The 13,020-nt window shown below is 45.3% G+C and carries 12 protein-coding genes and 1 pseudogene; 2 read left to right on the plus strand and 11 right to left on the minus strand.

The genetic code is table 11. The features are described from left to right. The 11 genes from nuoL to ndhC all read right to left on the minus strand — a co-directional run bounded on the left by nuoL (nt 1) and on the right by ndhC (nt 11,951). Nucleotides 1–1,896 (minus strand): NADH-quinone oxidoreductase subunit L, encoded by a 1,896-nt coding sequence (gene nuoL, locus NQU59_RS18240; RefSeq protein WP_257064390.1) that lies wholly within the window; start codon nt 1,894–1,896, stop codon nt 1–3. Then, nucleotides 1,893–2,201 (minus strand): NADH-quinone oxidoreductase subunit NuoK, encoded by a 309-nt coding sequence (nuoK, locus tag NQU59_RS18245; protein WP_004655436.1) that lies wholly within the window; start codon nt 2,199–2,201, stop codon nt 1,893–1,895. The genes nuoL and nuoK overlap by 4 nt, the downstream gene beginning before the upstream one ends. Then, nucleotides 2,201–2,719: an NADH-quinone oxidoreductase subunit J gene (gene nuoJ / locus NQU59_RS18250; RefSeq protein ID WP_171057844.1), complete on the minus strand. Its 519-nt coding sequence runs from the start codon at nt 2,717–2,719 to the stop codon at nt 2,201–2,203. Before nuoJ ends, nuoK begins: the two co-directional genes overlap by 1 nt. Next, on the minus strand, nt 2,719–3,261 hold the full coding sequence (gene nuoI, locus NQU59_RS18255) for an NADH-quinone oxidoreductase subunit NuoI (RefSeq protein WP_005239465.1): 543 nt from the start codon (nt 3,259–3,261) through the stop codon (nt 2,719–2,721). Before nuoI ends, nuoJ begins: the two co-directional genes overlap by 1 nt. An 18-nt stretch (nt 3,262–3,279) precedes the next feature. Beyond that, nucleotides 3,280–4,296, minus strand: coding sequence for an NADH-quinone oxidoreductase subunit NuoH (gene nuoH, locus NQU59_RS18260; RefSeq protein WP_005151242.1), 1,017 nt, complete (start codon nt 4,294–4,296; stop codon nt 3,280–3,282). A 3-nt stretch (nt 4,297–4,299) separates the two neighbouring features. Beyond that, nucleotides 4,300–6,984: an NADH-quinone oxidoreductase subunit NuoG gene (nuoG, locus tag NQU59_RS18265; RefSeq protein WP_257064391.1), complete on the minus strand. Its 2,685-nt coding sequence runs from the start codon at nt 6,982–6,984 to the stop codon at nt 4,300–4,302. Between the two features lie 11 nt (nt 6,985–6,995). Continuing rightward, complete coding sequence (gene nuoF / locus NQU59_RS18270) at nt 6,996–8,321, minus strand: NADH-quinone oxidoreductase subunit NuoF (RefSeq protein ID WP_005239469.1); 1,326 nt, start codon at nt 8,319–8,321, stop codon at nt 6,996–6,998. Next, entirely contained in the window at nt 8,318–8,827 is a 510-nt protein-coding gene (gene nuoE / locus NQU59_RS18275; protein ID WP_004804770.1) for an NADH-quinone oxidoreductase subunit NuoE, read from the minus strand. Before nuoE ends, nuoF begins: the two co-directional genes overlap by 4 nt. Before the next feature lie 12 nt (nt 8,828–8,839). After that, complete coding sequence (gene nuoC, locus NQU59_RS18280; protein ID WP_004770766.1) at nt 8,840–10,627, minus strand: NADH-quinone oxidoreductase subunit C/D; 1,788 nt, start codon at nt 10,625–10,627, stop codon at nt 8,840–8,842. Nucleotides 10,628–10,715: 88 nt separating this feature from the next. After that, the gene (locus NQU59_RS18285; RefSeq protein WP_004655450.1) at nt 10,716–11,393 is read right to left on the minus strand and encodes a NuoB/complex I 20 kDa subunit family protein; all 678 of its coding nucleotides are present in this window, start codon (nt 11,391–11,393) and stop codon (nt 10,716–10,718) included. Between the two features lie 6 nt (nt 11,394–11,399). Beyond that, nucleotides 11,400–11,951, minus strand: coding sequence for an NADH-quinone oxidoreductase subunit A (ndhC, locus tag NQU59_RS18290; RefSeq protein WP_005239474.1), 552 nt, complete (start codon nt 11,949–11,951; stop codon nt 11,400–11,402). A 397-nt stretch (nt 11,952–12,348) separates the two neighbouring features. Between ndhC and NQU59_RS18295 the strand changes: the two are divergent. Next, a pseudogene (locus NQU59_RS18295) lies at nt 12,349–12,591 on the plus strand (sensor domain-containing diguanylate cyclase); the annotation flags it as partial. 1 nt (nt 12,592) lies between these two features. After that, nucleotides 12,593–12,937, plus strand: a complete 345-nt coding sequence (locus NQU59_RS18300; protein ID WP_257064393.1) for a glutathione binding-like protein — start codon at nt 12,593–12,595, stop codon at nt 12,935–12,937. The last annotated feature ends 83 nt before the right edge of the window (nt 12,938–13,020 follow it).

Consider the following 13,020-nt stretch of genomic DNA (forward strand, 5'->3'; position numbering starts at 1 on the left):
TTATTTCCCCACAACCTGAATCACGATCAAGATCATCAATAACACCACTACACCGAGTGACATGCTTGATGCGTATTCACGTAATGAACCGGTTTGACGCGAACTGGTAAAGCTATTACCACCCTTCACAATGGCAGGCAGTAACAACCATAACCCATCAACAGGATCACGACCTAAAATTTTCGCAATCAATAAATAAGGTTTTACAAATACGATGTTATACAAAGCATCGAAACCAAATGCAGTACGGCAAATATGTGCTAAACCTGAACCCAGAGAGGTCTGAGCAAATGATTTCACTGCACCATACGCAAAGGCAAACAAGAAGATACCGACAGCTAAACCAACAAGGGCAACACCACTTGCTAAATGTTCAGCATGAGAAACGGCTGCTTCTAAGCTTTCAGGAACGATAAAACTTGGAATGCTTGCAGCAGTCAATAACTTGGCTACTGGTGCTTGCAGGAAGTAACCAATGCCTGTTGACAACGCAGCAAGGATTGCAAGCGGCGCCCAGTAAGTCACACCATGAATCGCATGTGCATGGGTTTTCTCTTCACCAAAGAACACCACCCAGATTAAACGGAAGGTATAAATAGAGGTTAAGAATGCACCTGCAACACCCACCCAGTACAAGGTATGGTAAAGCGGAAGGTTGGCAATAGCCGATTGAGCATATACCGCGCCCAAGATCGCATCTTTAGAGAAGAAGCCAACCGTCACGATTGGAAGTGCTGCCAATGCGCCACCACCGATCACGAAACACCAGAATACAAATGGAATCTTATGACGTAATCCACCCATTTTGAAAATGTTTTGTTCATGATGACATGCAAGAATTACGGCACCTGAAGAAAGGAACAATAACGCTTTGAAGAATGCGTGAGCCAACATGTGGAATAAGCCCGCTTGGTATGCTTCCGCACCCACCGCCATAAACATATAACCGAGCTGACTCATGGTTGAGTAAGCCAAGATACGTTTGATATCGGTTTGAACCAAGGCCGCAAAGCCAGCAACCAGCAAAGTCACAGCACCAGTAATCGAAATGAACTGCATCACTGCTGGCGCCATTTCCATCACAGAGAACATACGGCAGCATAAGTACACACCTGCTGTGACCATGGTCGCAGCATGGATCAATGCAGATACTGGTGTAGGACCAGCCATCGCATCGGCTAACCAAGTTTGTAATGGAATCTGCGCTGATTTACCTGCCGCACCCAAGAACAACATCAATGCTGTCCAGATCGACAATGATGAACTTTGTGTCATCACAGTCGCTGCATTTTCAACAATGTACTGGGTATTCAACGTACCAAACTGTTGATAGAGCAAGAACAGTGCGATGAGTAAGAAAACGTCACCCACACGTGTTACGGTAAATGCCTTGATTGCTGCCCAACCATTTGCAAGGTTCGAGTAGTAGAAACCAATCAACAGGTATGAACACAGACCTACACCTTCCCAACCCAAGAACAATAACGCCAGGTTATCGCCGAGTACCAACAACAACATGCTGGCAACGAACAGGTTGAAATAAGAGAAGAAACGTGCGTAATCTTCTTCACCACGCATATACCAAGATGCGAAGATGTGAATCAGGAAACCAACACCCGTGATCATGCCTGTCATCAGTAATGACAAACCATCAAGGTGCAAGCTGATACCTGGCTCAAAACCGCCAACACTGAACCATGTCCATAGGTGTTGAACAAAAACAGTTTGGCCGCTGCTGGTAAATGCAAGACCCGCAATTAAAGCGAATAACGCAGACAAACCGACTGAACCAACACCAATAATAGCTGCCAGGTTTTCAGACAGTTTATTACGCCCTGCCGCCAAGAGGATAAAACCAATGAGCGGAAATAAAATGGTTAAATATAATGTACTCATCCGCGCATCTCACTAGCAGCATCCACATCCAGATGATGGAAGCGATGATAAAACTGAAGGACGATCGCAAGACCGATACATGCCTCTGCTGCAGCAAGCGTCAAAATCAGAATGAACATGATCTGTCCATCTGGCTGTGCCCAAACGCTACCCGCTAAAACGAATGCCAGCGCAGCGGCATTCATCATCACTTCAAGGCTCATTAGCATAAATAAAAGGTTACGTCGCACCATTACACCGTAAAAACCCAGTGCAAAAAGGATGGTTGCAACGATCAAACCATGTTCTAAAGGGATGTGTCCCATTATTCTTTATCCTCTTCTGCACCTGGTTCACGTTTGCCTAAGTGGAATGCTGCAACCAGTGCTGCAAGCAATAACATCGCGGCAACTTCTACCAATAATAGATAGTGAGTAAATAGCGCTTGACCGACAGCTTTCGGACCTACAATTTCTGTCCCCATAGGTGCAGAAATTGTGGTGTATTCACCACCCAGCATCCACACCAAGATCAAAGCCAATAAAAAGCTCATCAGTGCAGGAAAAGCCCAAGCGTCTGAACTCAACCATTTACGCTCTTGTTCAATGGTTTCTTGTCCAAGATTCAGCATCATTACAACAAAAACGAACAAGACCATGATGGCACCAGCATAAACGATGATCTCAAGGGCAGCCGCGAACGGCGCACCCACGATCATGAAAATACCAGCAACCGCTAGAAGAGAAACGATCAAACTTAACAGTGCATGCACTGGATTCGTATTGGTTACAACACGAATCGTCGAAACGATGGCCACAAGTGCCATCAAATAAAATGGCCACATCATGGTAATAAGCTCCGTACATCTACTGGTGCACTTTCTTTCTGTGCTTGACCTTTTTCTTTGCCACTTACCGCCATACCGGTAACACGGTAGAAGTTGTAGTCAGGATATTTACCCGGTCCAGAAATGAGTAAGTTTTCTTTTTCATAAACCAAGTCTTGACGTACATATTCACCCAGTTCGAAATCCGGGGTCAACTGAATGGCAGTCGTTGGACATGCTTCTTCACACATACCGCAGAAAATACAGCGTGAGAAGTTGATACGGAAAAATTCTGGATACCAACGTCCATCTTCTTTTTCCGCTTTCTGTAATGAAATACAGCCAACAGGACAAGCAACCGCACACAGGTTACATGCCACACAGCGCTCTTCACCATCCGGGTCACGTGTTAATACGATACGACCACGATAGCGTGGAGGTGCAATTTGTTCACCTGGTACTTCTGGATATAAGATCGTGTCACGTTTACGTGTGACATGGCTGAACACCATCCATAACGAACGTACAATCGATCCAAAGCCAGCTAGAATTTTATACATTTTGTACTCCCTGCTGTCCTAGGCCTGATTCATCAGAATCACAGCACCAGTCACTAACAAGTTGACCAACGCCAATGGCAAACAAACTTTCCAACCAAAGTTCATCACTTGGTCATAACGAGGACGCATTAACGAACCACGTGCCAAGACAAACATCATTACAAAGAATGCTGTTTTAATCACGAACCAGAATAATGGTGGAACAAATGGAATTTCCAAGTTGAATGGTGCAAGCCATCCGCCGAAGAATAAGGTGACGATCAAGGCAGAGATCAATACCACGTTGACATATTCCGCAACGAAGAACATCCCCCACTTCATACCACCATATTCGACATGGTAACCTTCGGCCAATTCTTGCTCAGCTTCTGGTTGGTCAAATGGATGACGATGCGTAACGGCAACACCCGCAACCACAAAGATCAAGAAACCTAAGAATTGAGGAATGATGAACCACATATCACGTTGTGCTTCAACGATTTCACGAAGGTTGAATGAGCCTGCAATTGCAACCACACCCATCAACGAGATACCCAAGAACACTTCATAAGAAATGGTTTGAGCGGCAGAACGAAGACCACCAAGTAATGAGTATTTGTTGTTAGACGCCCAGCCACCAAATAACACTGCATAGACTGCAATACCCGCCATTGCCATAAAGAACAATAGACCGATACTCATATCCGCAACGCCCAGTGTAGGGCTTACTGGAATGACCATAAACGAAAGTACCGCAGTTGCCATCGCAACGGCTGGTGCTAAACGGAACGTGAGCTTATCAGCAAACTTTGGTGTCCAGTCTTCTTTGAACATGATCTTGAGCATGTCGGCAACAATCTGGAACATACCGCCAGGACCAACACGGTTTGGACCGTAACGATCTTGCCATAATGCCAAGAGACGACGCTCAATAAATGACATTAACGCAGCAACCAAAACCACCACCAGCAAGATCACCACGGCTTGAATCACTGAATAAGCGATTGGCCAGTTCTCAGCCCAAAGTGGCGTTTGACGTATAATTTCTTGATTCATGAATTACACTCCTACCGCCACAGACACAGGCTCTGCCAATGAAACTGTTGGTGCTAGACCAATTGGATAACCAATATAGCCTGTTGGTAAATATTCAATCACTTGTACAGGTAAGCTGATGCTAGTTTCGCCCGCTTGCACGGTAATACGCTGACCATCCTGAACATTTAAGCGAGTCGCATCTTGCTCACCCACCGCAAACATCGCTTCAGGAATGCGAGATTCCATTGCAGGTGTTTTGATAGTGAATTCACCAGAACCAAAGATATGGTGCATTGGCACAAGACGGAAACTTTCAGGGTTCACCACCACAGCGGTTGGTGCAACATAGCTACGTGCAGGACGTTTAGCTAAACGATCAAATAGACGGATACCTGAATCACCACCTTTTAAGTGACCACCCACTTCATCTTGGTATTTGTTCCAAGCTTGTGGTGAGTTCCAGCCCGCAGACCATGCGAAAGGTACCAATGAAGATGCAGTCTGAGTTCCGACATAACCTTCCATCGAGAACGTTAATGCTGAATCCGGATCAGTCGGCTGTTTCGGTTCGTGAATCGATAACGGCGCACGAATTGCAGTACGACCTGAATAACGACGTGGTTCACGTGCAATCTTCAAGCCATGGATACGGTAACCCGCATCTGGTGCAACATCTTCGATTGCTGCAAGTACTGGTACATTCTTCACGATGTCTTCAATCACATCATCCAGCAATGTCCAGTCTACTGCTTTGCCTTTGAGACCTGTCTCAATGGCATGTAACCAGCGCCAAGATTCTTTGATCGCATATTCTGGCGTGTAGTAGCTTGGGTCATACACTTGGTAGAAACGTTGTGCACGGCCTTCTTGACTCACGACAGTACCATCACCTTCGGCAAAACTCGCTGCTGAAAGTACGATATCTGCAAGTTTCAAGGTTTCAGTTTCGCTATGATCCAATACAATCACAGTTTCAGCTTTATCCAGTGCAGCTTTGACTTGTGCCACTGGTAAACGACGGGTTAAGTCATTTTCAACCACAACCACAGTATCAAAGTCTTTTGCAAATGCTTGTTCTAGACTTAAGCCACCGAACAATGCCAAGCCCATTGAGTTCACTTCAGGAACAGTCAATGACAAGCCTGCATTTGCACCGAGGTTCTGCGCAACTTGTGCCGCAGCTTCCATGATGGCAGGATCTTGTAAGCTGGTGCCCGAAATAATCAATGGCTTTTTCGCAGCTTTCAAATTATCCGCAATGGTTTGCGCAAATGCTTTGGCATCATCCGCTAAACCAGACAGCGCTTCGCCTTTCACCGCAGCAGCAACTGCAAAACCTAAACGTGCGATATCATTTGGTGATGCAACCACTTCACCTGTTGCCACATCCGCTAAACGCGTTTGCGTTGCAGCAAGGATATAGATTGGTGATTTTGCATCTTGACCAATACGTTGTACCGGTTCAGCCAACCAGTCTGGCGTACGTGTTGCAGCAGCCATTTCTTTAGCTTTGTTTTTCGCAGCTTGGCGAACAGATAAAGCCATACGTGGCGCAGTTTGTGTTAAGTCTTCACCCAAGATCAATACCGCATCATAGCTTTCAATTTCACGCATGTTCGGGTTATAGATACCCTGTGTTTGCATGATTGATGCGGCTAACTCAACCAAGTTCTGCTCTTTTTGAGACATCCCTGTTGAGTAGTTGTCTTGTCCAACCAATTCACGCAGTGCGTAGTTTGATTCCAAGCTTGCGCGTGGAGAACCAATTCCTAACACTTTTTTGCCTTTCAGCTGTGCAATCACTTGATCAAGCGCCTGATCAACGCTTACGGTTGCAACAGTTTCACCATTGCGGAACTGTGGTTGACGTGGACGATCTTCACGATTGACATAGCCTGTACCGAAACGACCTTTATCACACAGGAAGTATTGGTTCACAGAACCATTGAAACGGTTTTCAACACGACGGATTTCGCCATAACGCTCACCCGGAGAGATGTTACAACCTGAAGAACAGCCGAAACATACGCTTGGCGCATATTGCATGTCCCATTTACGGTTATAGCGTGCTGAATGGGTCTTGTCGGTAAATACACCTGTTGGACACACTTCAGTCAAGTTACCCGAAAATTCAGATTCTAAAGTACCTGATTCTGGACGACCGAAATAAACACGTGACGCATTGGCATAGACACCAAAGTCGGTACCACCAGCATAGTCTTTGTAATAACGCACACAACGATAGCACGCGATACAACGGTTCATCTCATGCGCAATAAACGAACCCAACTCTTGGTTATAGTGAGTCCGTTTAGTAAAGCGATAACGACGACGATCGTGTTGCGTCATCACCGTCATATCTTGTAAATGACAGTGACCACCTTCTTCACAGACTGGACAGTCGTGTGGGTGGTTGGTCATCAAGAATTCAACGATCGACGCACGGAAATCCGTTGCTTCTTTGTCTTCAATCGAAATATAGGTATTGTCGGCAGCAGGTGTCATACATGACATCACCAAGCGTCCACGTGTATCCTCAGGATTTGCATACTGGGTCACCGCACATTGACGACAAGAACCAACAGAACCTAAGGATGGGTGCCAACAAAAATACGGGATGTCGATGCCAAGGCTGAGACATGCTTGAAGCAAGTTTTCTGAGCCGTTAACTTCATACGATTTTCCATCGACATGAATTGTAGCCATAGTCGAATTCCTTAAGCTTGTTCTACGTCTAGAGCTGGAGCATGGGTTTTAACCTTAGCTTCGAACTCGTTACGGAAATATTTAAGTGCGCCCATAAGCGGCTCCATCGCACCTGGTGCGTGAGCACAGAAAGTTTTACCGATCCATAATTTACGCGTCAGTTCTTGTAAATGATCGATATCTTCTTTCTTACCTTCGCCTGCTTCCAGTGCTTTAAGCGCTTTCACTGCCCAAGGTAAACCATCACGGCATGGTGTACAGAAACCACATGATTCACGCGCAAAGAATTCTTCTAAATTACGTGTTGCAGAAACCATACATTGGGTTTCATCCACCACCATGAGTAAACACGTTCCCAAACGAGAACCTGCTTTCATGATCGTTTCTGAATCCATTGGCAAATCAATGTGTTCGGCAGCCAAGAAGTCGGTTGATGCACCACCTGGTAACCATGCTTTCAGGGTTAGACCGTCGCGCATACCACCCGCATGCTCTTCAATCACTTCACGCGCAGTTGTACCAAATGGTAGTTCCCAAAGGCCCGGGAATTTAACTTTGCCTGATGCACCATAAATCTTGGTGCCTGGATCTTTTGATTTACCCGCAGACAGGTTGATATACCACTCTGGGCCACGCAACATGATCGCTGGCAAGTTATTGTAGGTTTCAACGTTGTTGACAATCGTTGGACGACCCCATGCCCCTGCTACTTGCGGGAATGGCGGTTTGGTACGCGGATTGGCGCGGCGACCTTCAAGCGAGTTGATCAATGCAGTTTCTTCACCACAGATATAACGACCTGCGCCTGTGTGAACGTGCATATCAAAGTTCCAGCCTGTTCCAAGGATGTTGTCACCCAAGTAACCTTTGGCACGGATTTGCTCTAATGCTTCATTTAAGTATTGAGCCGCTTCAACATATTCACCACGGATGAAGATATAACCTTGAGTTGCTTCTAAGGTGTAACCTGCAATCAACATGCCTTCGATCAATTGATGAGGAAGTTTTTCCATCAACAAACGGTCTTTAAAGGTACCTGGTTCCATTTCATCGGCATTACAGATCAAATAGCGTGGCCCGCCATCATTTGGCGCCATCAATGACCATTTAATCCCTGCTGGGAAACCTGCACCACCACGACCTTTAACAGTCGCAGCTTTAATGACTTCAAGTACATCTTTTGGTGGCATGCTCAAGGCTTTTTTAAAGCCAGCATAGCCTTCTAGTGCTTCGTACTCATCTGCCGCACGAACAAATTCTTGTTTGCTCAAACGCCAAGTCAATGGATGCGTTTCTGGGTTACCGTCGCCATAGATTGGTTTTGGTTCAGTATTCATACATACTTCTCCAATAACTGTTTAACCGATGAAACGTCCACGAGACCGTGAGTATCTTCATCAATCATTAAAGTTGGACCTTTATCGCAGTTGCCTAAACAGCAAATTGGGAGCAAGGTAAAACGACCATCTGCGGTGGTTTGTCCATACTGGATACCCAACTCGCGCTGGAACGCTTCTGCCAAAGTTTCTGCACCCATCAAGAAGCATGCAATTGAGTCACACAATAGAATCACATGACGGCCAACAGGTTGACGGTAGATACGGTTATAGAAAGTTGCAACACCTTCCAGATCCGCTACGCTCATGGTCAATAGCTGTGCAATCGCATTCATCTGTGCATCATCTACCCAGCCATTACGGCGTTGTACACACTTCAAGGCATCCAAAGATGCTGCACGTGGGTACGGGTAATGACCAATGTGATGTTCGATGTCATGAATTTCGTCCGCAGTCAAAATCCCTTCAACATTCACACGTGGTTTTTTATCAGTCAAAATCATCATAATCGTTTACCCCTAGCGATCCACGTCAGCCATAACCACGTCAATGGTTGCCAAATAAATGATCAGGTCAGAAACCAAACTGCCATTAATCACTGAAGGCATTTGCTGTAAATGCGTGAACGTTGGTGTACGAATACGGGTACGGTAACTCATGGTTGACTTGTCAGAAGTGAGGTAATAGGTACTCGCACCCTTCACGACTTCAGTCATAAATGAAGACTCGCCCGCTGGCATTACAGGACCCCAAGATACGCTTAAGAAGTGCGTAATCAAGGTTTCAATATCTTGTAATGTCTTATCTTTCGGTGGTGGAACAGCCAATGGATGATCCGCTTTATATGGACCAGATGGCATGTTGTCCAAGCACTGCTGAATGATTTTCAATGATTCAGTAATTTCACGGAAGTGAACCAGTACACGTGCATAGGCATCGCCTTCGTATTCCACTGGAATATCAAAGTCGAAGTTTTCATAACCACTGTATGGACGATATTTACGCACGTCGAAATCAATACCCGTTGCACGTAAACCTGTCCCTGTCACACCCCAAGCCAATGCAGATTTCGCATCGTATTGCGCAACGTTGCGGGTACGACCGATAAAGACTGAGTTTTTAAGCGCAGCAGTGTAGTACTCGTTCAAACGCTTCGGCATCCACTCTAGCAATTCTTTAACAAGTTTTTGCCAGTTGTTTGGAAGGTCATGTGCTGTACCGCCGATACGGAACCATGCTGGATGCATACGGTAACCGGTAATCGCTTCAACGATGTCATAGACTTTTTGACGGTCTGCGAACATATAGAATACAGGGGTCATACCGCCCGCATCCTGAATCGCGGTACCACAGAATAATAAGTGGTTATTGATACGGAATAACTCGTTCAACATCACACGAATCACTTGTGCACGCTCAGGGACTTTAATCCCTGCCATTTGCTCAACAGCCATCACATATGGCATGTTTTGCGCACAACCACCCAAGTAATCGACACGATCGGTATACGGAATGAATGAATGCCAGGTTTGACGTTCAGCCATCTTTTCCACACCACGGTGGTGATAACCGATATCAGGCACACAGTCTTTGACTTCTTCACCGTCCAATTGTAAAACCACACGGAACGCACCATGCGCAGATGGATGGTTAGGACCCAAGTTCAGGAACATGAAGTCTTCGTCATCATTACCGCGTTTTAGCCCCCAGTCTTCTGGCACAAAGCGTAAGTGTTCTTGTTCGAAATCTTGCTTCGCTTGGTCTTGCATGTACGGGGTATATTCTGTCGCACGGGCAGAATATTCTTTACGCAATGGATGACCTTCCCAATACGTCGGCAACAAGATACGACGGAGCATTGGGTGCCCTGCGAAATCGATACCAAACATATCGTAAGCTTCACGCTCGTACCAGTTGGCATTTGGCCAGATATTGGTTGCGGTTGGGATGCTTAAATCATTTTCATTCAATGCAACTTTAATACGAATATCACTATTACGCTCAAGCGATAACAAGTGATAGAACACAGTAAAGTCAGATGCTGGCAAACCGTCACGGTGAACACGTAAACGCTCATCGACCGCAGACAAGTCAAACAACATTACATAAGGACGTTCCACTTTACGGAGGAACATAAGGACTTCTTGCACGCGTGCGCGCTCAACCCAGACTGTTGGAAACTCTTCAAAAGTCGCCTGCACATAGAAGTTCTCACCAAATTTGGTTTTGAGCTCTTCTACGATTGCAAATGCTGGGCGTGAATCAACTGGAGTTGATTCTGGCATAGCAATGTCAGTTTCAGCCATTGGCTTGGCTTCCTATTTAATACAAATTTTGTCAATTTTCCCGACGACCATATTCATCATGGAATATGTCAAAAACTCATCGTTAAAATTATTTAATGTCATCCATAGAGCGTAGGTTTTTCACCGCAATACGTTCCGCATTTTTACGGTCACGTTCTGGCATCATCTTTGGCTTATACACAGGCTGAAGATCATCACCAATAACCGCTGAAAGTGGACGGCGCTCAAGCTGAATTTGGTCTTGCAATAACATCAATGCTTGGATCAATGCTTCTGGACGTGGCGGACAACCTGGGATGTACACATCAACAGGAATAATTTTGTCTACGCCTTGAACCACTGAATAGATGTCGTACATACCACCTGAGTTAGCACAAGCACCCATCGAGATGACCCATTTAGGCTCAAGCATTTGTTCATACAAACGTTGGATTACAGGCGCCATTTTGACAAAGCAAGTCCCTGCAACAATCATCAAATCCGCTTGACGTGGTGAAGCTCGAATCACCTCGGCACCAAAACGTGACAAGTCATGCACACCTGTTAATGTGGTTGCATATTCAACGTAGCAGCATGACGTACCAAAGTTAAATGGCCACAAAGAGTTTTTACGCCCCCAGTTCACGGCTGTATGCAACACATCCTCAAGACGTGTCATCATCACACTTTTATTCACTTCTTCCTCAAGTGGATCAGTGACGATTTGACGATCTTGTAATGGATATTGATCGGCATCCGGATTCGCACGGGTTAAAGTATATTTCATCCCGACTTACTCCTGTTCAAATGATGATGTAGTCGGTGTTTTTGATTTAACACGACCAGAAGACTGTGCTGGAATATGACCAGTAGGATCGACAACTAACTCTTCAATGTTATTGAATCGCGTAATGTCAGCAATATTCATATTTGGCGAACCAATTTTGGTTTTAACACCCGCTGCTTTACGACGATCCGAAGGAGCCCAGTTAAGTGCGCCAGTCGAAAGCTCATAAATCAAACCGATCAATAAAACTAAAATAAACACGGCAGCCGTTGCAAAACCCACCCAGCCGACTTCACGAACCGAAGTTGCCCAAGCGTAGAGATAGAGGGCTTCCAGATCGAAAACCACAAAGAAAATTGCAACTAAATAGAATTTGGCTGACAGGCGGATACGAGCACCGCCCGCACCTACGACACCTGACTCAAACTGCTCTTGCTTTGCACGTCCCCATGCTTTACCCCCGAGGAGTAAGGGAACTGTCAGCATAAAAACGCAAAGAAATGTAACGCCGATCACGAAGGCAATTATTGCCCAATCGTATGGAGTAATGGCACTCATGCGGGGATAACTCCTGGCAGGCCTATTTTTAACAAAGAATGTATGTATTGGCCTTCAAATACACCAAACACAAAATTAATCCCGCCAATTGTACCTGATTTCTAATTTCTCATGCTAGTTGAAGCGCTTTAGTCTTTCGGATGATTTTGTCCTCAAATTTACGGATATATCCAAGATCACGGTTAATTCACCCCTAAAAATCGAATTATCTAATCAAGAAGAGCATATTGATCATTTTTTTCTTTATGGGTGAATCAAAAACATTCGTATTTTAATCAACATGCCCCAATATATTGCTGCACAAACTAAACCATTGCATTGGCGTAGTTTTATGGTGAAATTTTAAACAGAATTTATATAATAGCGCGACCTCATCTCGCCATAGAAACACGTCTCTATGCCTCAAGCCCATGCAGTACTCAAACCACGCTCGCTTTTACAATTATTCGCATTCTTTACTGGGGTAATTCTGCTGTGCTGCCTCATTGGCATCGCCACCAGACACCTGACTTTTCTCGCCTCTTTCTGGCCTGCCAATTCGGTTCTGCTCGGGCTGCTGATTCGCTTTCCACACACCCGCCACCCGATCAGTTTTATTGGTGCAATCGTAGGATATTTGCTGGCGGACACCTTACAAGGGAATGGTAGATCGGTCACCTTTTTTTGCACGACCTTTAATCAGAATAATAAAGCGATCCTTTGACCGACAGTTTCTCAATCCAACCCTTTATCAGCAGATGACATTGATAGAACAGCATCTTGCAACACACACATGGTTTGCAGGAGAAGCTTTCTCAGCTGCCGACATCATGATGGTCTTTTTAGTAGAAGCCCTGTTAAATTTAATTCCAGACAAGCAAAGATTTCCTGCCACTTTAAATTACATGCAGCGTGTTCAGGCATTAGACTCTTTTCAGGCTGCCCAAATTAAAGGTCAGTGGAACAGTACAGAACATCAGGCTTACTGGTCAAAAACATGGGCATAATTGCCCCATGCACCCCCTCCGTTCCTGCCAATGCATCTCGCTATGCAAAAGCAAGTGAACGGGCTTAAAATTTTGCTATAAAA

This window comes from Acinetobacter colistiniresistens (genome assembly GCF_024582815.1).
Lineage (GTDB): Bacteria > Pseudomonadota > Gammaproteobacteria > Pseudomonadales > Moraxellaceae > Acinetobacter.

What these genes read in the sequence shown, in the direction of transcription:
- nuoL (WP_257064390.1), bottom strand. Translation starts at nt 1,896, where the DNA reads ATGAGTACATTATATTTAACCATTTTATTTCCGCTCATTGGTTTTATC.
- nuoK (WP_004655436.1), bottom strand. Translation starts at nt 2,201, where the DNA reads ATGGGACACATCCCTTTAGAACATGGTTTGATCGTTGCAACCATCCTT.
- nuoJ (WP_171057844.1), bottom strand. Translation starts at nt 2,719, where the DNA reads ATGTGGCCATTTTATTTGATGGCACTTGTGGCCATCGTTTCGACGATT.
- nuoI (WP_005239465.1), bottom strand. Translation starts at nt 3,261, where the DNA reads ATGTATAAAATTCTAGCTGGCTTTGGATCGATTGTACGTTCGTTATGG.
- nuoH (WP_005151242.1), bottom strand. Translation starts at nt 4,296, where the DNA reads ATGAATCAAGAAATTATACGTCAAACGCCACTTTGGGCTGAGAACTGG.
- nuoG (WP_257064391.1), bottom strand. Translation starts at nt 6,984, where the DNA reads ATGGCTACAATTCATGTCGATGGAAAATCGTATGAAGTTAACGGCTCA.
- nuoF (WP_005239469.1), bottom strand. Translation starts at nt 8,321, where the DNA reads ATGAATACTGAACCAAAACCAATCTATGGCGACGGTAACCCAGAAACG.
- nuoE (WP_004804770.1), bottom strand. Translation starts at nt 8,827, where the DNA reads ATGATGATTTTGACTGATAAAAAACCACGTGTGAATGTTGAAGGGATT.
- nuoC (WP_004770766.1), bottom strand. Translation starts at nt 10,627, where the DNA reads ATGGCTGAAACTGACATTGCTATGCCAGAATCAACTCCAGTTGATTCA.
- NQU59_RS18285 (WP_004655450.1), bottom strand. Translation starts at nt 11,393, where the DNA reads ATGAAATATACTTTAACCCGTGCGAATCCGGATGCCGATCAATATCCA.
- ndhC (WP_005239474.1), bottom strand. Translation starts at nt 11,951, where the DNA reads ATGAGTGCCATTACTCCATACGATTGGGCAATAATTGCCTTCGTGATC.
- NQU59_RS18300 (WP_257064393.1), top strand. Translation starts at nt 12,593, where the DNA reads ATGGTAGATCGGTCACCTTTTTTTGCACGACCTTTAATCAGAATAATA.